Source organism: Chitinophaga varians, assembly GCF_012641275.1.
GTDB classification, from domain to species: Bacteria; Bacteroidota; Bacteroidia; order Chitinophagales; family Chitinophagaceae; genus Chitinophaga; species Chitinophaga varians_A.
In genome coordinates this window covers 1389523-1413891 of the sequence record NZ_JABAIA010000003.1, presented here as the reverse complement: position 1 = coordinate 1413891, position 24369 = coordinate 1389523, and the positions used below count along the sequence as shown (strand labels likewise).

The window sequence follows — 24369 nt, the reverse complement described above, 5'->3', positions numbered from 1 at the left end:
GCTGTTTTCTTTTTTTTGGTTGATATTATTTGATCGCTTCTTCCAGCCTGTTGGGATAATCTGTAATGATACCGTCTACGCCCATGGCTTTTAATTGTTTCATTTCTGCCGGTTCCTGTACTGTCCACGGAACAATCAGCATATGTTGGTCATGACATTTTTTGATCAGCTCCGGTGTCACCAGTGGGTAAGCCGGATTGTAGAAGGTGGGTGTAAAGCCCAGCTGTTGCATATTCTGCTCAAACGTTACGTGTTTGTCGCCGGTGAGGAAGCCCAGTCTGATGTGCGGATGCGTTTTATGCAGCACCTGCAGCGGGCGCATGTCGAAGGACTGGATCAGCAGGCGGTTGCCCAATGGCTTCAATTGTTTTACGGCCATCATGATCTTCATGTATTCTTCCGGAGAGGGTTGTTCAGTGCCATCTGTTTTTTCGGAAGACTTTACTTCCAGCAGATAGTAAACAGGAGGCAGGTGGTGTTTGTTAGTATAGTTCTCTACGGAGTCGATCATTTCACCCAGCAGCGGCGCATAGGAGCGGAGGCGTTCCTGTTCGGGGAAAGCGGGATACGGTTTCTCACCGATGATAAAACGACGGATATCGGCGTAGTTCATCTGGTAGAAAATGTACTTGCTGCGTTCTGCGGCCGCGATGTCTTTGCCATCAGGCATGGTGGTGTAAGACGGTGTGAAGGAGGCGTCGTGGTATACTACCACCTGGCCGTCTTTGGTGATGTGTACATCGAATTCGATGGTGTTGGCGCCCGTCTCGATGCCTTTGTACATGGCCGGGATGGTGTTTTCCGGCATCAGTCCCCGGGTACCGCGGTGGCCTACTTTAAAGAAGGCAGGCAGGTCTTTGTGCTGTAAAGCGGTGGTGGGCTTTGATGTTTTACAGGCTGTAAAAACAGTGGCGGCAGCTGCCATGGCACAGGCCATCAGCCGGACATTCATTTGTTTTTTCATTGTTGATGAATTGTTACAGGTTGTATTCATTTTTTCAAACGTGCGTTCGCATATGTATGATGGTTACTAAACGAAATTTTTATTTCAGCAGCAGGTACAGGGCTGCGGCGAGCACGCCACCTGCCAGCGGACCGGCAACCGGTATCCAGGCATAACCCCAGTCACTATGGCCTTTGCCGTTCATCGGCAGGATGGCGTGCATGATGCGGGGGCCCAGGTCTCTGGCCGGGTTGATGGCGTAACCAGTGGTGCCGCCAAGGGAAAGACCGATGGCCCACACCAGGAAAGCTACAGGTACGGCGCCCAGGGAACCCAGTCCCACAGGCGTTTTATCGCTGCCCAGTTCTGCACCGGTAAAGTAGAAGATGGTAAAGAGCAGTACGAACGTACCAGTCACTTCGCAGATAAAGTTACGCAGCGGTTTACGTATAGCCGGCTCCGTGCAGAAGCAGGCGCGTTGCAGGCCATTGTCGGGCGTGGCGTCCAGGTGGTCTTTGTAGTTGTACCAAACCAGGGAAGTGCCCAGCATAGCGCCTGCCAGTTGTGCTACAACAAACATGGGCACGTCAGCCCAGTTGAATTTGCCGGCAGCGGCCAACGCTACGGTCACAGCGGGATTGAGATGTGCGCCGCTGTAAGGGCCGGCCACCACTACGCCTACATATACGGCCAGCGCCCAGCCGGTGGTGATAACGATCCATCCGCCGCTGTTGCCCTTGGTTTTGTTGAGCACCACATTGGCTACTACGCCATTGCCCAGCAGGAGCAGTAATGCAGTGCCTATAAATTCTGCTAAAATCGGAGACATAGAGATTGGTGATTTGTTGGTTTTATATTTGGTTGATATTATTGTTGTGCCCAGTGCCTGGCTGCATCTACGGCTTTATGCCATCCGTTGATCCATGTTTCGCGCTGTTGTTGCTGCGGGTCAGGTGCAAAGGTTTTTTCCATTTGCCACTGGCTGCGGATGTCTTCCAGATTTTGCCAGTAACCGGTGGCCAGTCCCGCGAGGTAGGCGGCTCCCAGGGCGGTGGTTTCGGTGATGCCCGGGCGTACTACTTTCGCTTGCAGGATATCGGCCTGGAACTGCATGAGCAGGTTGTTGCCGGTGGCGCCGCCATCTACGCGCAATTCCTGTATGCTAATACCGGCATCGGCTTCCATGGCTTTGAGCACGTCCATGGTCTGGTAGGCGATGCTCTCGAGCGCGGCACGGGCGATATGTGAAGCGTTGGTGCCGCGGGTCATGCCTACGAGCGTGCCACGGGCATGCTGGTCCCAGTAAGGGGCCCCCAGTCCGGCGAAGGCCGGCACCAGGTATACGCCGTCGTTCTGTGCGGCTTTGGCTGCCAGCGCCTCTACTTCGGAAGAGGAGCGGATGATGCCCAGGCCGTCACGCAGCCACTGCACGATAGCGCCGGCAATGAAGATGCTGCCTTCGAGGGCATAGTGTGTTTCTCCGTTCACTTTCCAGGCAACGGTGGTCAGCAGGTTGTTTTTGCTGAGAATAGGTTTCGGGCCGATGTTCATCAGCATAAAACAGCCGGTGCCATAGGTGTTTTTAACCATGCCGGGCTCGGTGCACATCTGGCCGAACAAGGCGGCATGCTGATCGCCGGCGATACCGGAAATAGGTATCTGTTCAGCGAAAACACCCGGAGCGGTGAGGCCGCATACTTCACTGGATTCTTTTACTTCAGGCAGCATGGAGGCAGGAATGTCCAGCAGTGCCAGCAGTTCTTCGTCCCATGTTTGTGTGTGGATGTTGAACAACATGGTACGGGAGGCGTTGGTGATATCGGTGGCATGTACGGCGCCATGGGTGAGGTTCCACACAAGCCAGGCGTCTACAGTGCCGAAAGCCAGTTTGCCCTGGGCGGCTCTTTCACGGGCGCCACTAACGTTGTCCAGTATCCATTTTACTTTGGTGCCGGAGAAATAGGCATCTATCACGAGACCGGTTTTGGTCCTGATCAGTTCTTCTTTGCCGCCGGCTTTCAGGCTGTCGCAAAAAGCAGCGGTACGGCGGTCCTGCCATACGATGGCGTTGTGTACCGGTTTGCCTGTCTCACGGTCCCATACAATGGTGGTCTCCCGCTGGTTGGTAATACCGATGGCGGCGATGTTGCCACCTTCGAGGCCAACTTTGGCCATTGCTTCGGTGGCTACGCCTATCTGGCTGCTCCATATTTCAGCGGGGTCGTGTTCTACCCATCCCGGTGCGGGAAACAGCTGCGTGAATTCTTTCTGTGCTACAGAAATAATGGCTCCTGTTTTGTCAAAGATGATGGCTCGTGAGCTGGTGGTACCCTGGTCCAGCGCCATTACGTATTTGGTCATGTTTTTCTTTTTCTGCGTGGATAATATAGTTGGCTATAGTGGAATGTCTGTTGCCGTGCCTTAAGCGCCGACAGGCAATTGTTCGCGTGTACGGACATTTTTCAGCAAATAGTTTTGTGCCACGGCGCCAAAGGCTTTTACCTGTTGTTGTTGCCATGCCTCGTCTTTGCCCAGTTCTGCGGCCATCAGTGCGGCCACTTCCGGCGCCATGTCGATGGCTGCCTGTGCATCGAGGAACAGCGCCCTTGTCCTCCTGGCAAGAGTGTCTTCTATGGTGCGTGCCATTTCCTGTCTCACGGCCCATATCACCTGTGCTTTGATATAGGGCAGCCGGGGGTGGAGTGTTTGGGCAAATTCCGGGCGCATGGCCGCCAGTGCCTGTAGCTGTGCGGCATCGCTGCCGTATACGTCCAGCGGGACCTGTGCCATGGGCTGTTTCTGGTATCCGTGTATGCGTAATGTTTTGGTATTGCATTTGGCCGGTGTGATGTTACCCTGACGGATAGCTTCATCCACGGTGTCTTCAGCCATTTTGCGGAAAGTGGTCCATTTGCCGCCGGTGATGGTGATCAGTCCGGAGGGCGCTACAATGATTTTGTGGCTGCGGGAAATTTCCTTGGTGCTGTTGGTATCTTTCTGTGGCGCTGCCAGTGGGCGCAAGCCCGCGAATACACTGAGTACATCGGCACGTGTAGGCGTGCGCGTGAGGTATTGTGCAGCGGTGGCGAGAATGAAATCTATTTCCTGTTCCAGTGCTACCGGCTCCATGCTGTGTGATTCCAAAGGCGTGTCGGTGGTGCCCAGCAATACTTTGTTGTGCCAGGGCACGGCAAAGAGTACACGGCCGTCGGATGTTTTTGGTATCATGATAGCGCTGCTGCTTTGCAAAAAAGACGAGTCGAGCACCAGGTGTACGCCCTGGCTGGGACGTACCATCGGACGGGCACCGGGATTGTCCAGTTGCAGTATCTCATCCACAAATACGCCCGTAGCGTTAATGACGGTGCGGGCAGCCTGGTGGAAGGACTCGCCGCTTTCCAGGTCGGTGGCGGTCACACCGCTGACTTTACCGTTCTCTTTCAGCAGGCCGTCAACCTTACAGTAATTGAGCAGCACGGCGCCATTTTCTGCGGCCGTTTGTGCAATGTTCACAGCAAGACGGGCATCGTCAAACTGACCGTCGTGATATACGATGCCGCCTTTGAGGCCTTCGGCCTGTATATTGGGCAACCGCTGAGTGACTTCGTTTTTACCAATGTGTTTGGACTTGCCCAGGCTCAACCGGCCGGAGAGCAGGTCATATACTTTCAGACCGATAGTATAAAAAGGGCCCTGCCACCAGGAGTAATGAGGAATGATAAACTGTTGGTTATGTGCCAGGTGAGGGGCGTTGTGGAGCAATAGCCCCCTTTCATATAATGCTTCCCTTACCAGTGCCACGTCGCCTTGCGCCAGGTATCTTACGCCGCCGTGTACCAGTTTGGTAGCGCGACTGGATGTTCCTTTGGCAAAGTCCGCCTGTTCCAGCAGCAGGGTTTTATACCCCCTGGAAGCGGCGTCCATGGCTATCCCCAGGCCTGTGGCTCCTCCTCCTATAATGATCATGTCCCAGGTACGGGCAGACATGGATCGCAGGCTTTTGATTGATTCCGGTCTGTTCATATATTTACAATGTTCCTTTTAATTACTTTCAAATTGTTATATTTGAGTGTAAAATAAAAGAAAATAAAACAATTCGAAACCAAAATAGAAAAATAAACGAGAAAGTGAAATATTTTTTGGATGAAAGGGAAAATGGCTGTGAGCAATGGCGGACTTTTCAGTTTCTTCCAAATGAAACTTTCACTGGATAAAAATGTAATAATAGAAAATAGATCGAAAATGGACGCCTTGCTTTTTCGCTCTCTTTGAATGCTTTGCGAGCGAAAAAACTTGCCAATAGGTTTTAATACGTTATTTTTATGTGATATGTCTATGATCAATATAGCTGAACGCCACAAGTTTATACTGGATAAACTGGCAGAAAAAGGATACGTAAATGTGGTCGACCTCTGCAAAGAGCTCGATGTATCGGGCGTGACTATACGTAAAGACCTGAAACTGCTGGAAGATAAAGCACTGCTGTTCCGCTCGCATGGAGGCGCCTCCATCAATAATCCTTACACCAACGATAAACCGGTGAATGAAAAGGAGAAGCTGCGCAGCGAAGAGAAAAACAATATCGGCCTGGCGGCAGCGGCGCTCATAGCACCCAACGACGCAATCATCATCGCATCGGGCACCTCCGTGCTGGCGCTGGCTAAAAATATACATCCCAAAGGGCATCTGACAGTGATCACCGGCGCGCTGAACGTAGCGCTGGAACTGATCCGCATCCCCGATGTGGAAGTGATACAACTCGGCGGCCAGCTCCGTACCAGCTCATCCTCGGTGACGGGCCCGTATGCGGAAAAAATACTGGAAGACTTCTCCTGTAGTAAACTGTTCCTGGGGGTAGACGGTATTGACCTGGAATTTGGCCTTACCACTTCCAATATCATGGAGGCGCATCTCAATCAGAAGATGATCGCTACAGTACAGAAAATCATTGTACTGGCAGACTCCACCAAGTTCGGAAAAAGAGGATTTGGCCGCATCTGTGGCCTGGAAGACGTGGACGAAGTGATCACCGACACCGGCATCTCCCCACATCTCGTAAAAGCCATGGAAGATATGGGCATCAAAGTAACGATCGTATAAACACTTTCGTGTTTTTAAATATCTTTACGGCTCATCCATCTTTATTTATCAGCACATGATTCTCGACACCATCACCAACGCCCATCGCTATCATTGCCTGGGCCCCCGATTTGTCAAGGCTTTTGAATACCTCGCACAAACAGATTTCCATACACTGGAAAAAGGAAAATATGAAATAGACGGTACCAACCTCTTCGCCATCGTGAATGAATATGATACCGTAGACCCGTCAGGTGAACAAATGGAAGCGCATAAAAAATACATCGATATACAATATATCGTGAAAGGCGCTGAACTGATCGGCCATGATTTCCTGCAACAACAAACGCCTTCCAAAGCATACAGCGAAACAGAAGACTACATGCTGTTCGGGGAAAAGCCTGCTTTCTTCACCCGCCTCGATCAACAACACTTTGCTATCTTCTTTCCCACAGACCTGCATATGCCCAATCTCCGGATCGACCAGCCTGCAGCTGTGAAGAAAGTAGTGATCAAATTAGCTGTTTAGAAATTTTTCGATTTCGTAAATCAGCAGAGCGAATAAACGGGAAGAGCGATGCGCGTAATTATCCGCTTCGCTCTTCCCGTTTATCATCAAACAACATCAAAAAATCGTAAATCAGGAAATCCGAAAATAGGGAAGGCGTTCCAGCAAAAGCGCTACTCCCGCTGCTATCGCCGTTCCTACAGCATAACATACGCAATCGCTCCACAAAAAGCCATGCCCCAGTAAAATACCCAGCGGCGTATTACGCAGCTTCACTGCCCATTCTGCCTGGTACAACTGCTGCACTTCAATAGCAATACATACCAGGAAACTGATCACGGAAACTTTCGCAACAGATTTCAGCGGATACAAAAAACGGATGCCGAAAAAAATGCAGGTGGCGGAAAAAACGTCACCGCCATAAATACGGACAAGGGTAGGGAAGTACTGTGGGGCCCATCTGGTGGCTAATCCAAGGGGTATGTTCAACATGATCAGTACAAAATACAGCCAGCGCTTCTTTGCTTTCATGTGCTAAAAATACAACGGCTGTTATTGCTATAAAAGTTTTATCATTACAAAATAAACGATTACCATTAATCCCAAACATATGTCCAGCTTGAAAAAAATAGCATTGTTCTCCTCATTGCCACTGGCGGCGCTTATTGGCGGTGCGCTGTATCTCACCGGAATGCCGGTAAAGAAATCTGTTCAACAACCGCCGGCCGCGAAGGCAGGAGACGTGATCTTCCAGGAATCCATGTCCGATCTGAGTACGGCCATTAAACTGGCCACACATTCGAAGTACAGCCATTGCGGCATTATTCTTCCGAAAGACGGGGAGCTATATGTCTATGAAGCGCTGCAACCAGTGCGCTATACACCACTGCAGGCTTGGATCAACCGGGGGCGCAAAGGACATTATGTTATCAAGCGGCTGAAAAACGCAGACAGTGTTATCACCCAAACGACCGTGCAGAAGATGGTGGACGCAGGTAAAAAATACAACGGGAAGAACTACGATTTTTATTTCGGCTGGTCGGATGAACGGATCTATTGTTCTGAACTGGTCTGGAAGATTTATAAGGAGTCAACAGGGCTGGAACTGGGCAAACTGGAGCAGCTGAAAGACTTTGACCTGAATAGTCCGGCGGTAAAGGAGCAGATGAAACAGATCTATGGTAACAATATCCCAATGACGGAACAGATCATCTCTCCGGTAAGTATGTTTAATTCTCCGCTACTTAAAACGGTGGAAGAAAAATAAAAAAAATCAGGTGCAGGGGCTTATTGGCCCTGCACCTGGTTTAACGCTTTCTCTTTTTCGGCCTGCTCTTTTTTCTCGCGCTTGGCCTGTTTTCTGAAATATCCTCTCAACAGGAAGTTGTGTTTCAACGCTTCCATGTTCTGGTCCAGTTTGGATGAACTGGATTCCAGGTTAGTAATGATTTTCTTCAGGGCAGCAGCTGATTCCTGGTCGTGCAACAGTACGCCGGCGGGCGACTGGTCGCTGGTCAGGTTTTCGCTGACAGATTCGCTGGCTTTTTTCAGGTCGGCCACCATGCCGTTGGCTTTCTGGGCAGCGGCCTCCATTTCGGTCACGGTAGAACGCAGCCTGCTGAACACCACTGTGTCGGTAATCAGGTTATTGGTCAGAGAGCCTTTGGACTGTAACTTGGCGGCATAATCAGCCAGCCTGTCTGTCAGCCGCTGGGTATTGGCCGCGGTGGTTTTCAGGTTGCTCAGCGTTGCCTGTACATTGTTGTATACAGAATCGTCTTTCACCAGTTTGCCGATGGTGCCTTGTCCTTCTGCAATATGTTTGGTGATGCTTTTCAGGTTACCGGTGATTTCCACCAGGTTCTCATTGTTGACCTGCAGGGTAGCCATGATGTTGTCCGGGCTTAAGGCTGCTTCGGCTACGATCACGTCGTTATTGTCTATGGCCGGCATGGTTTCGGTACCGCCGGACAGGACCACGATCTTGTTGCCTACCAGGCCATCGGAGCCAACTTTGGCCTTCACGTCTTTATGGATAAACTGACGGGAGCTTCTTTCTATGTTCATGACCACTTCAATCACGTTGTGTTGTACAAACGTGATCTTTTTAACCGTCCCTACTTTCACGCCGGAATACCAGACATTGTTGCCGGGGGCGAGGCCATTGATATCATGAAACATGGCTTTAACACGGATAGAGGATACAAAAGCCTTGCGTTGTCCGCCGAGGAAGAGTATCCCTACAGTAAAAATGACCAGTCCAACAAAAATGAAGATACCTACTGTTACTGTTCGTTTGTTGCTTTCTTTAATCATAGCTTACTGTATGAAATTGTATTGATAAAAACTTTGGATGAGATCATTTTCTTTCCGGAATACGTCATCGAAGGAACCCTGTGCCACAAACTGTCCTTCCTGCATTACCGCAATGCTGTCACCTGTTTCCTTGGCGCAGGTCAGGTCATGGGTAATGATAATGGAGCTGGTATTGAACCGGCGTTGTACTTCGTTGATGAGGTTATTGATTTCTATGCAGGTGATAGGGTCCAGGCCGGCGGTAGGCTCATCATACAGCATGATCTGTGGTTTCAGGATGAGTGTCCGCGCAATGCCGATGCGTTTACGCTGGCCACCGGACAGTTCTGCCGGCAACTGGTTGATGGCCTGTGACAGTCCCACAGCGTCCAGTACAATGTCTACCATGCGGCGTACCTGGTCGTTGCTGATTTGTTTGTTGTTACGGCGCAGCGGAAAGGCCAGGTTTTCACCAACGGTCATACTATCATAGAGGGCTGCGCTCTGAAAAGAGAAACCTACCTGCATCCGTAGTTCGCGGAGGTCAGCTTCAGTGAGCGCGCTGACGTCTTTTCCCAGCACGTTGACAGTTCCGGAGTCAGGATACAGCAAGCCTACGATGATTTTGATCAGGACTGACTTACCGGTGCCGGACCGTCCGAGTACGACCACATTCTCTCCTTTGTGAACGTCTAAATTGATACCCCGCAACACATGATTTGAACCGAAGGACTTGTAAAGGTCCCTGATCGAAATCACGACGTCGTTCATGTCTATTTCCGGGTTACGTTGTTTCATCCTACCTGATTGAATTTACTACCTGAACAATGATTACTTCTTCTATAAATATCAGGAACATGGAAATCACCACCGAAGTGTTGGCGGCTTTACCTACGCCCTGTGTGCCCTGAGAGGCGTTGTATCCCTGGTAACAGCTTACAATGCCAATCGTAAAACCGTAGGCCATGGCTTTAAAGGTGGAAGCGAACAGGTCCAGGAAGGTGATGTCACTAAAGGCCTTCAGAAAAAAGAAGGTGATGCTGGTCTGTTCGTTTACATGGACATCAAGATAAGAACCCATCAGACCTACCAGGGCGGTGTAGGCCATCAGGATCGGCAAGCATACAGTAGTGGCCAGTACGCGTGTCACTACCAGGTACTTGAACGGATTGATGGCGGATACTTCCATGGCATCTATCTGTTCCGTTACCCGCATAGACCCTAATTCCGCGCCAATACTGGAACCTACCTTGCCCGCACATATCAATGCAGTCACCAGCGGGGCCAGTGCCCTGATCACAGCAATCGCTATCAGCGACGGAAGCCAGGAGGTGGCGCCAAATTCAGACAAGGATGGCCTTGATTGTTTGGTAAATACCAACCCGGTAATAAAGCCTGTTAAGCTAATGAGCGCCAGCGATTTATAGCCAACCATGTAACATTGCCGTATAAATTCCCGGGTTTCAAAGGGGAACCTGAAAAGTTCCCGGAAAAACCGGGCTACGAAAAGAAAGGTGGTATGTACGCTGATGAAAAAGCGATCAATTCCGGGTGATATGAATGGTTTTTCTGGTTGTCCGTTGCTGGAATCCATTTGCCGATTTTTAACTACATGAAACTAAATCTGAGCCCAATAATATTACAAAAAACGGTCTTTTTTGTTATTCCGGTCACAACTTAATGTACATATTTTCAGGCCCATAGCGTCTCAGGCGGGTGAAAACGGGCATTGGAGCAGGGGGAAGGGTAACGGGCAACGTTATACGTTTGGGGATTTTTTTCCGCTATTTGCCGGAAAGAAGCAGCAGACAAAACAATGGCCCCTTGTCTGCTGCTGAAAAATTTAATGGTGGTAGTGGTAAAAAACATCGTCTACCATCATTCTGGGGAAAGCGGCAGGTAACTGGTCAATCGTCACCTGGTCAAATCCTTTTTTCTCATAAAAGCGGCGGGCTGCATGAAGGAAGTTCACCGTGCCCAGGTAAATGTCCCGGATGCCACGGGTGGCGGCGTAACTGAGCAAAGTGTCCAGCAATGAGGTAGCAATGCCATGCTCCCGGCCTCTGTATTCCTTGCGGACAAACATTTTGCGTAGCGCACCGCCGTCAGGCGCATAAGCGATCAGCGCGATGGTGCCTACCAGCCTGTCGCCGTCAAAAGCACCCCAGAAGCCACCTCCGGTCTGATGGTAATACTGCTCGATGTCCAGCAGGTCCTGCTGCTGCGACAGGTTGGTCTGTACGTTGAATTCCTGTTGCTGTATCGGCAGGATCAGATTGATTACCTCTTCCGAATAATCATTGCCAATCGGTCTGTAGGAAATTGCCATGTGATTATTTTTTTACAAAGATATGTAGTTGACTACATAAATGAAAAAAAATATAAAAAAAGCCATGGCAAAGCGTTTTAAAGCAGCATATATTGTATTAAGCAGGGTTGGAGAAGGGCAATGGGGCGTCAGGGGAAGGGTTCATCATACAAACATAAACAGAAAGGCATTATCATAAGGGCTCATCACACAAACATAAACACATCGCAGTCTGGGCTTCATGGAAAGGCATCATCATAAAAACACAAACACATCGTAGCCCAGGGCTTCAGCCCTGGGACTTACGGCGACGAATGTCCTCTGCCCGTTCGAAAAAGCTTTTCTCCCGGAAACGGGCTTCCACTTCATTGACGGCGTCCATGATATTATTGGAGGTATTGGTCAGGTCAGTAAGGGCAGCGGTGATCAGGTCCCAGACAGGCTTCATCTCAGTGACCAGCTGCTGGCCTTTTTCGGTAAGGCTGATCAGGCGTTTGCGGGTGTCGGTCTTGTCTTTCCTGGACCGCACCAGCTTTTTGGCTTCCAGTTCCTTCAGCAGGCTGATGGTAGAGGGATGACTATAGCCTATTTCATGCGCAATTTCCACCACACTCAGTACTTCATTGGCATGCAGGCTGTAAACCACGGGAAACCATTTAGGTTCAAAGTCAATGCCATGGGCTTTATAGATCTGCTGGCCGTCTTTGCGCAGCAACTCGCCCAGGCGCTGCAGGCGCGTGGAAATTGCCAATATGCCGGATTGATCGATCGCATTAATCATACCGCGAAAATAAGCAGTCGCTTTTAAATCGCCACAGAATCTTGCTGGGTATGGAAGCGGAATGACCGGGAGCCGTCTTTCGCCGTGACGATCGTCACCTGCAAGGATTGTCCGGGCGTGGCAGGCAAAGTCTGCATACTGTAAAATGCCTGTGCGCCGATACGGTACCACGTATAGTCCTGGCCGTTAATCACTCCCTGCAGCTGCTCTGTTACAATGCCTCGGATAGTGGCCCTGTGCGTAATGCTTTTAAGGTAGTGCCGGTATCTCCTGATCATAAAACATAAGCCGGCTCCGACTACAAGGGCAGGCGGTGTCCATCCCAGCAGTACGGCGGGCGTGCTGAAATGCTCGGGCATGCCGATCACATAAAAGAGGACAGAGAGAATAATGGCGAAGACCAGTGCTACAAGGCAGGTGTCTTTCAGCAAAGAGGAGCGGGCGGCCGTCAGTATCGGCTGTTCCTGTGATACCTCCGGATGCGCTTCATACAACACAACGGGCAGCAGCCAGGTATCCGCGCCGCAACGAACGGTTTCCAGCCGCACCGGCTGATGTACCAGTCCGGCTGCCTGCGTCAACTGCGGCAAGGCAGCAGAGCCCTGCATGCACAACAACGGGAAGGCCTGTACGAATTGGCCGTCTTCAAAATAATAACGAAGGGTATGGTTTTCGGCGAGTTCCAGTCTCACCAGATGCCCGCTACAGACAGTTTTTTCATACGTGCCAGGGATAATCTCCAGTTCTTTCAGCAGTTGAGCGTCGGCAGCAGACAACGGAACTTGTTTCTGTTGCATCTGTTCATTGGAAGCGTTAGGTGGACAAATAGGATTTACGCATTTCTAATAACAACAAAATACGTAAAAATATTATGATAACCGTCAGCACCCTGTGTTATTTTATTTGCACTGCTGACAGACTGCCCTGTAATGCTTGCTGCGCTTTACGATGATCGCCACCCTCTATGATAATGTTGTCACTCCGATCTCCTTTAACCTGTAAAAATGTACGGGCGTCAGACAACAACCTGGTGGCTGTGCACAATACATCCTGGCTGTTAATGAACCGCAGCGCGGTCGCATCAGGATGTCCCTGTATGCTCAACGCGTGGAAAGCTGCGTCGGAAACATTATCCAATACCAGGGCAGGGCGCAGGTCCGGTTCCCGGTAAGTAAGCCGTACATTTTGCAACGTGAGCCCTTTTACATTGCGCGCATACAGTCCATAGGCGCCGGCGCCGGCGGGAGCGCTGCCCCATACCCCGAAGTATTCAACGGAAACGGCCGGTACTTCCTTAGCCGCCATGGCAGCCGTGCCTCCGCCGGCGGCGGTTATCTGTACGTCAGTAAAACTGATGTTTTCCAGATAGCTGTTGCCCACGCCGTTAAGGGTGATACAGCTGTATTGCTCTCCTTCAAAAGGTTTTACATCAAAAGGAATATCCGGATGGTTCACCGGTTTAGTGACCAGCGATGCCCGGATGTTGTTGAACGAAATGTTACGGACAAACGTATCGTTGTAGTTGCCTGCATTAAAACCGATGCCTATAGGTCCGGTGACATTCTCCATTACAATGTTGCTGAAAAGCAGGTTCTCTATTTTTGATTTGCCTGCGCCAATCTTGATGGGACATCCATAGGTGTCGTAAATAATACAATTGGATACCGTGATGTTTTTTACCTCGCCGCTGCCAAAGCGGAAGACAGACCATCGGGTACTGAACGTGCAGTTGGTGATGGTAACAAACTGGTTGCTGCCAAAGAGTGCGCAGCCATCATCCTGGCAGGCCACGTCACAGTCTGAGATATGGATATGTTGACTGCTGTTAAAATGGAACCCGTCATTGTTACGGTTAACGCGGTTGTATATACGAACACCGCGGATGTTCACTTCCCGGCATTCCAGGATACGGAAGCAGTGATAGGCGCTACGGGTGAAGAATGTATCTTTTATGCCTATGTGGCGGCAGCGATAAAAAATCACCAGGTGCGGCCGGTCAAAATTTCCGCCTTTCTGCCCGCCCGGACCGGTACCATCTCCTTTGCCATTATTGAAGTGAATGCCGTCCCCATCAATAGTGCCGCTGCCTTCTATACACACGTTTTCGGCATTGGCGGCAAAAAGGAATACAACATTGCCGTTGCCGGGCGGTATGGCGGCTGGCGCCTGATAATCTTCCCTGCGGGGACTTCCCAGGATACGCCCGCCAACGGCCAGATGTAGCGTTACATTACTTTTAAGTTCCAGGGTGCCGCACAGATAATCACCGACAGGCACCAGTACCGTACCGCCCCGCTGTTGATGGCATTCGTCAATGGCACGTTGAATAGCTGCGGTGTCATTGGTCTGACCATCGCCGCGGGCGCCATACCGCCTGATATCGTAGATGCCAGGCTGATTTTCTTTCGCCGGTGCTGATGCCCCAAGGACCATGGAGGGAAGGGCGCAGGCCCCGGCAGTTGCCAGGGCAGGCATGGAAATTTTTTGAAGCCAGGCACGGCGACTCAGGCCGGAGGCTTCTCCGGTAGGGTAGTTCGTCATAATCGTGGTTTTATGCAAACGATTGCATTTTACACTAAAATAATCATTTTTCGAAGAGAAGAAAGAGAATATTGATGAACGTTCGGGAGAGAGAAAAATGATGAACTGATTACCCTTTCAATGCCGGTTTAAGCCGGTACAGCAATGGTGTGATCGCGTCTTTAATATCCTGCATTTCGGTAGCGGTGATGCCCAGGCTCTCGGCCAGCCGGAGCGGTGTTTCGGCAGCCTGTTGCTCCAGCGCAGCGCCTTGTGGCGTGAGCTGGATATTTACTACACGCTCGTCTTCTTTGCTGCGTACCCGCCTGATCAGCTTCTTGGCTTCCAGCCGTTTCAGTAACGGGGTTAACGTACCGGAATCCAGCATCAGCGTTTCTCCAAGTGTTTTTACATTCATGGACTGATGCTCCCATAGCAGCAACATCACCAGGTATTGCGGATACGTAAGGTCCAGCTCACCCAGGAATGGCTGATAATGGGAGGTGATCAGTCGCGATAATGCGTATATCGGAAAACAAAGTTGATTGGAGAATTTGAGCTGTTTCAATGTTCGCAATTTAACAACACAAAACTACGCTAATGTTTCCAGTAAAATACGGGCTACTTCTTCGGAGGACGCCGGGTTCTGGCCGGTGATCAGCAGGCCGTCCCGCAGCGCATAGGGATGCCAGTCCTTTTCCTTGCTGTAAATGCCGCCATTCTTTTTCAGCTCCTCTTCCACAAGAAAAGGAACGATCTTGGTCAGCTGCACGGCATCTTCTTCGGTATTGCTGAACCCTGTTACTTCTTTACCTTTTACCAGCGGCTCACCGTTAGGGGCTTTGACTTTGTTTAACACGCCCGGTGCATGACAAACGAAGGCCACCGGCTTGTTCTGCTTGTAAAATGTCTCAATCAGTGCGATAGACACAGGGTCGTTGGCGAGGTCCCACAACGGCCCGTGGCCGCCTGGATAAAATACTGCGTCGTAATCGTCGGCAGCTACCTCATTGAGCTTCGCGGTATGCGCCAGTTTGTTTTGCAGGGCCTGGTCTTCATTGAACCGCTGTGTGGCGGGCGTCTGAAAATCCGGAAGCTCGCTTTTCGGATCAATGGGAGGCTGCCCGCCTTTCGGCGACGCGATGGTGACTTCCGCGCCTGCATCTGCCAGCGCATAGTACGGCGCTGCGAATTCTTCTATCCAGAAACCAGTCTTCTGACCAGTGTTTCCCAGTTCATCATGGGAGGTAAGCACAATTAATACTTTCATAAGAAACAGTTTAAATCACTTCAAGGTCAACGGAAATATTACCCTGTGTAGCCAGTGAATAAGGACATACCTGGTGCGCTTTTTCCACCAGCTCCCGGGCCAACTGCAGGTCGGTGTCCGGAACATGTACCCGCAGCTTTACAGATAACCCATAACCGCCCGCATTGTTCTTGCCCAGGCTAACTTCTGCGGTAACGCTGGTGGTACCGGTCTGTACCCGCTGTGTCCGGATCACCAGATTAAGCGCCCCGTCAAAACAGGCGGCGTAACCGGCGGCAAACAGTTGTTCGGGGTTGGTATGAGCGCCGCCCTGGCCACCCATGGAGGTCGGCATTCTTACTTCAAGGTCCAGTACGCCGTCAGATGTGCGGACATGGCCGTTTCTGCCGCCTGTGGCGGTGGCTTGCGCGGTATAAATTGTTTCTGTGATTGTCATAACTTGAATTTTAGTAGTGTAAAATTAAATTGTGTGCAACTTAATTCCAAATATTTTTTTCTGTGGTTACACCAGCGGTCAGTACACCAGACCATATAACCAGTGAATTAAAACCCTGACATTAACTGCTCCGCAGTGTCCGGATGGGCTGCCAGCAGTAATGAAAAGCGGGGGATGGACGGATACCACGCGGCTCGGCAGTTCTTACACAAACACGGGAATCGCCGGATATAAAGCCAAATAGATTCGCTGCTTCATCAACAAGAGGCGCAAACGCCTGTAGGTACGGACTATACCTGCAATCTCTCGGCACCATCCGGTAAATAGTTTGGCAACGTCAAAGACTATACGCACATTTCAGCCCCCGGCTCGGTCTGACCGGGGCTTTCTGTATCCAGACCATCCTGAAAAGAAAAAAATGTTGCCCGTTAAAATAAATTTGTTTTACTTTGCGTCATAATGACGTAAACAAACATCAGCATAGGAAGCAGTACCCCATTGATGCGCTTTCAATCACCTGATGTGTAAATGATGACAACATGAAAAAAGAAACAAGGGCAAAGATTGCCTGGGAAACACTGGACATCCTGACCAGTGGCAGTTATGTTAATCCCCGCGGAAAAACAGTAAACATTCAGCCCGCCCTGCAAGATGCCGCCAACAACACTGTATTATACCGCCCTGATGACTTTGAAACGGTTTATCTTCAGCGCGACCAACAGCCTGTTCAGCACGAAGGCCGTATTGAAGTAACAGGTGAAAGCACTTATGCGGCCGCCTATCGGTTGGTAGTAGAAGAGAAGCAGGCGAATGTTTGCTGCCTGAACTTTGCTTCTGCTAAAAATCCGGGTGGTGGTTTCCTTAAAGGCGCCCATGCGCAGGAAGAAGCACTGGCCAGGGCCAGCGGCCTTTACACCTGCCTGCAGCAGCAACCAGAAATGTATCAGATCAACAGGAATAACGGCAGTTGTCTTTATACGGACCATATGATATATTCTCCATTGGTGCCGGTATTCCGCAACGATGCCGGTCAGCTGCTGGAAGACTATTATACGGTATCAGTTATCACGGCGCCTGCCGTAAATGCAGGAGCAGTGAACGACAATGAGCCGGAAAATATCAACCGTATCCAACCGGTCATGTTGGCCAGAATGGAGAAACTGTTGTCTGTAGCCGTGGCACAGCAACAGACCACCCTGGTACTCGGTGCCTGGGGCTGCGGCGTATTCCGTAACAATAAAGAAGATGTGGCCGGATGGTTTGCCTCCCTGCTGAACTGTGACACATTCCGCCATCGGTTCGCTAAAGTGGTATTTGCGGTATATGATAATACGGCCGGTCAGGACACGGTCCGTACTTTTAAAAACAAACTAACTAATTAAGCATGTCTTATAATAATCAGTGGCTGATCGAAAAGTATCAGCGTAAAGATAAAATCAAGTACCTGTTTTTCTGGGGACATCAGGAATCACCCAATGGTACGGTTACCCAGAGTTGTTTAAGCCAGTGGTGGGTAGCACCCTTCCGGGAAAACGGTATCACTTATCCTACCGCAGAGCACTGGATGATGGCCGGGAAAGCGCGCCTGTTCAACGACGACGCGACCCTGCAGCGCATCCTGAAAGCAAAAACGCCTGCTGAAGCCAAGAAACTCGGCCGACTGGTACAATCATTCGATCCGGTGTTGTGGGATGAAAACAAATCTGCTATCGTGATCGCTGGTAACCTGTTGAAGTTTTCCCAGCATCCGGACTTAAAAACATTTTTATTAAACACGAAAGACCGCGTCCTGGTAGAAGCCAGTCCGGTCGATTCCATATGGGGCATCGGTATGAAGTCCGATCACGAACATGTGGAGAACCCCCTGCGCTGGAAAGGCCAGAACCTGCTGGGTTATGCGCTCATGGCGGTCAGGGACAAACTATTATCATAATGGACCAGAAAAGAAGAAAAAATATCAGCAAATTCATGAGCCTTGTACTGCGGCATAGCCCGGAAATTATCGGTCTGAAACTGGATGATCAGGGTTGGGCCGATGTACAGGAACTAATGGGCAAAGCCGCCCGTAAAGGCCAGCGGTTCAGCATGGAAGAGCTGCTGGAAGTGGTAGCGGAATGTGAAAAACAACGTTTCGCGCTCAATGAAGACCACACGCGCATCCGAGCCAACCAGGGGCATTCTATTGATGTGTCGCTGGACCTCGAAACGGCTACACCACCGGAATACCTTTACCACGGCACTGTAGGAAAATTTATGCAGGCAATCCGGCAGGAGGGACTGCGCAAAATGAGCCGGCACCATGTACACCTTTCCGAACAAAGGGATACCGCCACCGCCGTAGGCGCACGCAGAGGCCAGCCGGTGATACTCACCGTCCACAGTGGCCGCATGTTCCGGGACGGCATCACCTTTTTCCGGTCGGCCAACAACGTATGGCTGACAGACAACGTGCCGGCGAAGTATATTGAGTTTTAAAAGTGGCGGCGCCAGTCGCCACTTTTGATGGTTTGCAATGCTTTTGCTACCTTTATTATGAACAAAAAAAGCAGCTATGTCAATTACATCAGAAGCGGAATTACAAGGAATGAAAAGGATCAGTGAAGTGGTGGCCGTTACGTTGAAGGAGATGCGCAACTACGCCAAACCGGGTATGTCCGCAAAGGAAGTAGACGAATTCGGAGGAGAAGTACTGCAACGGTATGGTGCTAAATCCGCCCCCAAACTTACCTACGGTTTTCCCGGGTGGACGTGCATCAGCATCAACAACGAAATAGCCCATGGTATTCCCCATGCTACAAAGATCCTGCAGGAAGGTGATCTGGTGAACATCGACGTATCTGCGGAACTGGATGGTTTCTGGGCAGACAACGGCGGCTCATTTGTATTGGGCAATGACCTGCACCGGCACCTGCCACTGGTCAACGCTTCCCGCAATATCCTGTATAAAGCGCTTGGCCAGATCCGTGGCGGCGTAAAAATCGCTGACATCGGAAAGCTGATAGAAAAGGAAGCCGCGAAAGCCGGTTTTACCGTCATCCGTAACCTGGCCGGTCACGGTGTAGGCAGAGGCCTGCACGAAGCGCCGGAAGATATTCTCAACTGCTACGAAAAACGCAATAAGGAACGCTTCCGTAAAAACAGCGTTGTGGCCGTGGAAACCTTTATCTCTACCCACTCTAACTACGCCAATCAGGCCAATGACGGCTGGACGCTTATCGGCAACAAAGGCGGATTTGTAGCCCAGCACGAACATACCATCGTTATCACAGATGGCGCGCCTATCATCCTCACAGCGGATAACGAGATTTAGGAATTTGGATATTTTGTTATTAAGTCACTGACAGCGTTCCTTCACAGAGACACTTTCCCGGCAACTCAATAACAAAATATCCAAATACCAAAATTTCTAAATAACCAAATGTTTACATTTGCCGGATGATGTCTTTATATACAAAGAAAGCACCGGTAACCGTCACCTGTCACAAACGGTTGACTCCTTACCTCGAACAGGAAATAAAAGAACTGGGTTTTACCGTTGAAGAAACTTTTGTAACGGGCGTACGCCTGTTAGCCTCCGTCAATGAATGTATCCGCTTAAACCTCCAACTGCGCTGCGCCAGCCAGGTATTATACAGTCTCCAACAGTTCGAAGCCTTTAATGCCGACGATATATACAGGGAGCTGAAATCGTATCCCTGGGAAACCTTGCTCCCGGCCGACGGATACTTCTCCATTACCAGTAATGTACAGAATGAGACCATCAATAACAGCATGTTTGCCAACCTGCGGGTGAAAGATGCTGTGATAGACCGTATGCGCGAAAAAACCGGCCAACGCCCGTCCACGGGGGCTGAGCTGAATGGTGCCGTGGTCCACCTGTTCTGGAAAAATGAGCATGCGGAAATATTTATTGATACCTCCGGCGATTCACTGGGCCGTCACGGCTACCGCAAAATACCCGGAAAAGCACCGATGCTGGAAGGACTGGCAGCAGCCACTATTCTGGCTACGCGCTGGGACCGCCGTTCACCGTTTATCAACCCGATGTGCGGCTCCGGCACCGTTGCCATTGAAGCGGCACTGATAGCCACTAACAGCCGTCCGGGCCTGTTCCGCAACAACTATGCTTTTATGCACCTGCTGGGATATGATGAAAAGATATATCTGGAGGAACGGGGCATTCTGGAAAGCCAGATCGTAGATGTACCGGAACTGAAGATCATTGCAACGGACCTAAGCCCGCTGGCCGTGGAGAATGCCCGGAAAAACGCGCGCGCAGCCGGCGTAGCGGATATGATCACGTTCTCTGTCTGCGATTTTGCCGCCACACCAGTGCCTGAAGAAGGTGGCGGGGTAGTATATATGAACCCCGAATACGGCCTGCGTCTGGGAGAAATCACGGCGCTGGAGGAAACATATGGCCGTATCGGTGATTTTATGAAACAGCGTTGTGGTGGTTACACCGGTTACATCTTCACCGGCAACCTGGACCTGGCCAAGAAGATTGGTCTTAAAGCCAAACGCAGGATAGAGTTTTATAACAGTACACTCGATTGCCGGCTCCTGGAATACGAACTGTACGCCGGTACCCGCGATGCCCGTAAGCTTGCGCAGGAATAGAACAGCAGGGTCGGCATGCCAGGAGGTATGCCGACCGGCCTTTTTATTCTCTTATGATTGTTCCCCTTTCTTCAGAAATGTTTTGATCAGTGCGGCCACTTCGTCGCAGTATTCCTCCAGTAAAAAGTGCCCCCCTTCAAACAAGTGCAGTTCTGCGTCCGGCAGGTCCCGGAGGTAAGCGACGGCGCCTTCTCCCGGGAAGATATTGTCATTTTTGCCCCATGTGATCAGGGTACGTGGCTGATGCTGGCGTAACCATGCCTGCCACGCCGGGTACAGCGTAAAGTTGGTGCCGTAGTTGGCAAACAATACCCGCTGTATGGGCTTGTCGATCACAGCAGCGTCAAAAGTCCAGCTGTCCGGTGAAATGCGGGACGGGTCAGCAGCGCCTACCAGGTTGTCCGTGCGCATTCCTTCAATGCTCAGCATGCGGTCCACTGCTGCGGCCAGCGCTACCGGATCACCGGCTTCCTGTAAGCGGCCTATCTCCTGGACGAGTGGTCCCAGCCCCTCCGTATAGGCGTTGGCGTTTTGGACCAGCAAGGAGGCCACCCATTCAGGGTGACGGGTAATAATGCGAAAGCCTACAGGGCCGCCATAATCCTGCATGTACAAATGGAACCTGGTGATGCCCAGCTGTATGATAAACTGTTCCATGACGGCAGCCACGTTGTCAAAGGTGTAGGTGAATACGTCCGTCGCCGGCTTGCTGCTGTAGCCAAAACCAGGGTAGTCGGGCGCTATTACGTGATAGTCTTCCGCCAGCGCCGGTATCAGGTGGCGGTACATGTGGGAGGAAGACGGGAAACCGTGCAATAGCAGTACTACCGGGGCGTTCGGGTTGCCTGCCTCGCGGTAGAAAATGTCCAGATCGTTGATAGTGACGGTGCGGTAAGATGTTGCGCTCATATATGTTTTTTAAATTGTACTATTTGGTACAAAATTGATGAAAAAAATGTCAGAAGACAGGGGAGAGGTTGAGTTCAATCAACGCGGAGAGTCCGTCGGCATGAGGATACATCCGCCGGGTGATATTCAGTCCGTTCCACAGGTTCACGAGGTGCCTGGCCAGTACAGGCGCCGGCGTTTTGGTTTTTAGCCGGCCGCTTTTCTGTCCTTGCTCCATCACGGCGGTGAACAGCTGTTCCATCTCCTGGAGGCGGTGAACGGCCTTGCGTTCCAGTGCCGGTTCTGTGTGTGACAGCTCCGCGATGGTGTTGCCCATAAAGCAGCCTTTCATATGCACCGCGCGGCTTTCCTGCGCAATATGCCGGAAGAAGTCCAGTACAGCAGTAACCGGGTCATCGCCTGTGGCAACGGCAGTTCGCAGGTCTGTAAAGGCCCGTGTGCTGAACTGCTCCATCGTCTTTTCAAAAATTTCCTGTTTACCGCCGGGGAACGCGTTATAAAAACTGCCTTTCCCGATTCCCATGGCTGTCAGCAAATCTTCGGTGGATGTAGCCTCGTAGCCCCGTTCCCAGAAGACGGTCATTGCTTTGCGGATCACTTCCTGCTCGTCAAATATGCGGTTTCTTCCTGCCATGATTTAAATTGTACTATTTGGTACAAAAATAATAAAAAATACTAAACAACAAAATTTCCGGATGGAACAAAAAGGGTTATCAGGGAGAAGAAGGAGGTCGAAAAAAAAGAATGAAGGCGGTAAGGCCTTCATTCACTGCTATGATCGTTAACTTATTTCACTCACATTGACAGGCCGCGAGAAACTTTCTTCCAGCGAAATAATCGTTTCTGTACGCTCGATGCCTTTGATATGCTGCAAATCATCCTGTAATATCTTACGCAGTTCCGCACTGTCGCGGCAGATGATCTCTGCAAACATGCTATAGGCGCCCGTTGTATAGTTTAACCGCACAATCTGCGGTATCTTCAGCAACTGCCTCGCCACATTCTCATACAGGGAACTTTTTTCGAGATAAATACCAATGAAAGCCAATACATCGTAACCGATCGCCCGCAGGTTCACCTGCAACCGGGTACCTTTGATCACGCCCATTTCATGCAACTTCTTAATGCGCACATGGATAGTACCGCCTGATACAAACAGCTTTTTACCCAATTCGGCATATGAAATACCGGCATCTGTTGACATTTCTGAAATGATCTGTAAATCTAATTTGTCAATATTTAAAGAGTGGCTCATTTTCGCAGGGCGATTTAGATTATTTTCTAAAAATATGCATTTTATTGCAATAATCGCAAAAAAATATGAATTACAAGTTTCCCCCGGCCGTTTTTTGAAGGAATATGTTTTATATCCGTACACGAACGGCCATTTCCGGACACCCATTGATCGTCAATGACGCCTATCCTGCTGAAAACCAATGATCCGGCTATCCGGCATGTTTTTGTTTTCCCTGGTAGAAAATTTACGCCCGATGAAAACAATATCATCCCTGTTGCTCACTTGTTTCTTTGCAGCAACCTGCTTCGCGCAGTCCATCAAACGCCTTGACAACACTACCATTGCGCCGCAGGCGCTGACAGCCCGTATACAACAGCTCATGGACACCGCGCGTGTAACCGGCATGACGATAGCCGTTTTTAACCGCAATAAACCTGTTTACGTACGCGCCTTTGGCTTCGCAGACAAAACAACAAAAGCTCCAATGGACACCGGCACCATCTTCTGGGCCTGCTCCTACAGCAAGGCGGTATTTGCCTACTGTGTGATGAAACTGGTGGACCAGCACGTCATTGATCTGGACACACCTTTGGTGAGATATCTTCCCAAATCCTTACCGGATTATGTGTTCGATAAAAAAACGAGAGGGTACCAGGATATCCGGGAAGATCATCGTTATGAAAAAATAACAGCCCGCATGTGCCTCGACCACACTACCGGACTCCCCAACTACCGCGGGTTTGAAGAAGACGGAAAACTGAAGATCAAATCCGATCCCGGTACTTTGTACGGTTATTCCGGTGAAGGCATCTACCTGTTGCAGTTCGTATTGGAACAAATCACCGGCAAGGACTATGAAACTATCGCGCAGGAACAGGTGTTCAAACCGCTGGGAATGAGCCACAGCAACTATATCTGGCAGAAAGCATTCGATGCGCGCCACTGCCTGGGGCATGATACAGCGCAGCATGCCTATGAATTCGATGCCAGGACCCGCGCGCATGCCGCCGGTTCCCTCTATACCACTATTACCGACTGGGACCGGTTTCTGACAGCCATGCTCACCGGTGAAGGCCTTAGCCGTAAAAGCGCCGCAGCGATGCTACAGGCACAGATACCCATCCTCTCAAAAAAACAGTTCGGCCCTGAAGCCTTGGTATATGACAAAACACCTGCCACCACCAATATCTTTTACGGACTGGGCGTTGGCCTGCTGAAAACACCTGTGGGCAGAGCTTTCTTTAAAGAAGGCCACAGCGAAGGCTGGGGGCACTACACCATCGCCTTCCCGGAAAAACAGATGGCAGTTGCGATCATGACAAACAGCGATAACGGGGAAGACATCTTTAAAGCTTTGCTGGAGACGGCTATCGGAGACGTATATACGCCGTGGTACTGGGAAAACTATATTCCTTACAATCACGCGACAGCGAAATATTGATAATTTCATCCTGATTATGTAA

General features: G+C 50.4%; 27 protein-coding genes. 9 read left to right on the top strand and 18 right to left on the bottom strand.

The features are described 5' to 3' along the window. Window positions 1-25: 25 nt before the first annotated feature. From HGH92_RS28330 to HGH92_RS28315, 4 genes are all read right to left on the bottom strand, one after another. Entirely contained in the window at window positions 26-964 is a 939-nt protein-coding gene (locus tag HGH92_RS28330; protein ID WP_211092768.1) for a glycerophosphodiester phosphodiesterase family protein, read from the bottom strand. Between the two features lie 79 nt (window positions 965-1043). Further along, window positions 1044-1772 carry an MIP/aquaporin family protein gene (locus tag HGH92_RS28325; RefSeq protein WP_168874175.1) on the bottom strand — a complete coding sequence of 243 codons (729 nt, stop codon included), beginning with the start codon at window positions 1770-1772 and terminating at the stop codon, window positions 1044-1046. A gap of 38 nt (window positions 1773-1810) precedes the next feature. Then, a complete protein-coding gene (gene glpK / locus HGH92_RS28320) occupies window positions 1811-3304 on the bottom strand; it encodes a glycerol kinase GlpK (RefSeq protein ID WP_168874174.1) in 1494 nt (497 codons plus the stop codon). A gap of 60 nt (window positions 3305-3364) precedes the next feature. Further along, window positions 3365-4966, bottom strand: a complete 1602-nt coding sequence (locus HGH92_RS28315; RefSeq protein WP_168874173.1) for a glycerol-3-phosphate dehydrogenase/oxidase — start codon at window positions 4964-4966, stop codon at window positions 3365-3367. Between the two features lie 306 nt (window positions 4967-5272). On the opposite strand from HGH92_RS28315, the gene HGH92_RS28310 reads away from it, so the two are divergent. After that, complete coding sequence (locus HGH92_RS28310) at window positions 5273-6043, top strand: DeoR/GlpR family DNA-binding transcription regulator (protein ID WP_317166454.1); 771 nt, start codon at window positions 5273-5275, stop codon at window positions 6041-6043. 55 nt (window positions 6044-6098) lie between these two features. Next, window positions 6099-6551: a YhcH/YjgK/YiaL family protein gene (locus HGH92_RS28305; RefSeq protein ID WP_168874171.1), complete on the top strand. Its 453-nt coding sequence runs from the start codon at window positions 6099-6101 to the stop codon at window positions 6549-6551. A 111-nt stretch (window positions 6552-6662) separates the two neighbouring features. On the opposite strand, the gene HGH92_RS28300 is transcribed toward HGH92_RS28305, so the two are convergent. Beyond that, complete coding sequence (locus tag HGH92_RS28300; protein WP_168874170.1) at window positions 6663-7061, bottom strand: DUF2809 domain-containing protein; 399 nt, start codon at window positions 7059-7061, stop codon at window positions 6663-6665. Between the two features lie 79 nt (window positions 7062-7140). Here HGH92_RS28300 and HGH92_RS28295 point away from each other — a divergent pair, with 79 nt between their 5' ends. Next, window positions 7141-7797, top strand: coding sequence for a YiiX family permuted papain-like enzyme (locus tag HGH92_RS28295; protein ID WP_168874169.1), 657 nt, complete (start codon window positions 7141-7143; stop codon window positions 7795-7797). 20 nt (window positions 7798-7817) lie between these two features. Here the strand turns inward: HGH92_RS28295 and HGH92_RS28290 are convergent, their stop codons facing one another. The 10 genes from HGH92_RS28290 to HGH92_RS28245 all read right to left on the bottom strand — a co-directional run bounded on the left by HGH92_RS28290 (window position 7818) and on the right by HGH92_RS28245 (window position 16140). Beyond that, window positions 7818-8846, bottom strand: coding sequence for an MlaD family protein (locus HGH92_RS28290; protein WP_168874168.1), 1029 nt, complete (start codon window positions 8844-8846; stop codon window positions 7818-7820). A gap of 3 nt (window positions 8847-8849) precedes the next feature. Then, complete coding sequence (locus HGH92_RS28285; RefSeq protein WP_247655064.1) at window positions 8850-9623, bottom strand: ABC transporter ATP-binding protein; 774 nt, start codon at window positions 9621-9623, stop codon at window positions 8850-8852. Between the two features lies 1 nt (window position 9624). Further along, window positions 9625-10419, bottom strand: a complete 795-nt coding sequence (locus HGH92_RS28280) for an MlaE family ABC transporter permease (RefSeq protein ID WP_168874167.1) — start codon at window positions 10417-10419, stop codon at window positions 9625-9627. Between the two features lie 249 nt (window positions 10420-10668). Further along, window positions 10669-11154 carry a GNAT family N-acetyltransferase gene (locus HGH92_RS28275; RefSeq protein ID WP_168874165.1) on the bottom strand — a complete coding sequence of 162 codons (486 nt, stop codon included), beginning with the start codon at window positions 11152-11154 and terminating at the stop codon, window positions 10669-10671. A 268-nt stretch (window positions 11155-11422) separates the two neighbouring features. After that, complete coding sequence (locus tag HGH92_RS28270; protein WP_211092767.1) at window positions 11423-11914, bottom strand: MarR family winged helix-turn-helix transcriptional regulator; 492 nt, start codon at window positions 11912-11914, stop codon at window positions 11423-11425. A gap of 23 nt (window positions 11915-11937) precedes the next feature. Further along, window positions 11938-12711 (bottom strand): hypothetical protein, encoded by a 774-nt coding sequence (locus HGH92_RS28265; protein ID WP_168874164.1) that lies wholly within the window; start codon window positions 12709-12711, stop codon window positions 11938-11940. A 97-nt stretch (window positions 12712-12808) separates the two neighbouring features. Further along, entirely contained in the window at window positions 12809-14455 is a 1647-nt protein-coding gene (locus tag HGH92_RS28260) for a glycoside hydrolase family 28 protein (protein ID WP_168874163.1), read from the bottom strand. 109 nt (window positions 14456-14564) lie between these two features. Continuing rightward, window positions 14565-15002: a MarR family transcriptional regulator gene (locus tag HGH92_RS28255; RefSeq protein ID WP_317166453.1), complete on the bottom strand. Its 438-nt coding sequence runs from the start codon at window positions 15000-15002 to the stop codon at window positions 14565-14567. Between the two features lie 24 nt (window positions 15003-15026). Next, window positions 15027-15704, bottom strand: a complete 678-nt coding sequence (locus HGH92_RS28250; RefSeq protein WP_168874161.1) for a type 1 glutamine amidotransferase domain-containing protein — start codon at window positions 15702-15704, stop codon at window positions 15027-15029. 10 nt (window positions 15705-15714) lie between these two features. Next, window positions 15715-16140 carry an organic hydroperoxide resistance protein gene (locus HGH92_RS28245; RefSeq protein ID WP_168874160.1) on the bottom strand — a complete coding sequence of 142 codons (426 nt, stop codon included), beginning with the start codon at window positions 16138-16140 and terminating at the stop codon, window positions 15715-15717. Window positions 16141-16679: 539 nt separating this feature from the next. On the opposite strand from HGH92_RS28245, the gene HGH92_RS28240 reads away from it, so the two are divergent. The 5 genes from HGH92_RS28240 (at window position 16680) to HGH92_RS28220 (ending at window position 20760) form a co-directional block, all read left to right on the top strand. Continuing rightward, on the top strand, window positions 16680-17522 hold the full coding sequence (locus tag HGH92_RS28240) for a TIGR02452 family protein (RefSeq protein ID WP_168874159.1): 843 nt from the start codon (window positions 16680-16682) through the stop codon (window positions 17520-17522). A 2-nt stretch (window positions 17523-17524) separates the two neighbouring features. Then, window positions 17525-18073 (top strand): NADAR family protein, encoded by a 549-nt coding sequence (locus HGH92_RS28235; RefSeq protein WP_168874158.1) that lies wholly within the window; start codon window positions 17525-17527, stop codon window positions 18071-18073. Next, the gene (locus HGH92_RS28230; RefSeq protein WP_168874157.1) at window positions 18073-18615 is read left to right on the top strand and encodes an RNA 2'-phosphotransferase; all 543 of its coding nucleotides are present in this window, start codon (window positions 18073-18075) and stop codon (window positions 18613-18615) included. Before HGH92_RS28235 ends, HGH92_RS28230 begins: the two co-directional genes overlap by 1 nt. 76 nt (window positions 18616-18691) lie before the next feature. Continuing rightward, entirely contained in the window at window positions 18692-19450 is a 759-nt protein-coding gene (gene map, locus HGH92_RS28225; RefSeq protein ID WP_168874156.1) for a type I methionyl aminopeptidase, read from the top strand. A 125-nt stretch (window positions 19451-19575) separates the two neighbouring features. Beyond that, window positions 19576-20760, top strand: a complete 1185-nt coding sequence (locus tag HGH92_RS28220; protein ID WP_247655062.1) for a class I SAM-dependent RNA methyltransferase — start codon at window positions 19576-19578, stop codon at window positions 20758-20760. 51 nt (window positions 20761-20811) lie between these two features. Here HGH92_RS28220 and HGH92_RS28215 read toward each other — a convergent pair whose 3' ends face one another. The 3 genes from HGH92_RS28215 to HGH92_RS28205 form a co-directional block, all read right to left on the bottom strand. Next, window positions 20812-21669 (bottom strand): alpha/beta fold hydrolase, encoded by an 858-nt coding sequence (locus HGH92_RS28215; RefSeq protein ID WP_168874155.1) that lies wholly within the window; start codon window positions 21667-21669, stop codon window positions 20812-20814. Between the two features lie 49 nt (window positions 21670-21718). After that, window positions 21719-22303, bottom strand: a complete 585-nt coding sequence (locus HGH92_RS28210; RefSeq protein WP_168874154.1) for a TetR/AcrR family transcriptional regulator — start codon at window positions 22301-22303, stop codon at window positions 21719-21721. Window positions 22304-22450: 147 nt separating this feature from the next. Then, window positions 22451-22924: an Lrp/AsnC ligand binding domain-containing protein gene (locus HGH92_RS28205; RefSeq protein WP_078672604.1), complete on the bottom strand. Its 474-nt coding sequence runs from the start codon at window positions 22922-22924 to the stop codon at window positions 22451-22453. A gap of 235 nt (window positions 22925-23159) precedes the next feature. Here HGH92_RS28205 and HGH92_RS28200 point away from each other — a divergent pair, with 235 nt between their 5' ends. Continuing rightward, window positions 23160-24347, top strand: a complete 1188-nt coding sequence (locus tag HGH92_RS28200) for a serine hydrolase domain-containing protein (RefSeq protein ID WP_168874152.1) — start codon at window positions 23160-23162, stop codon at window positions 24345-24347. Window positions 24348-24369: the final 22 nt, after the last annotated feature.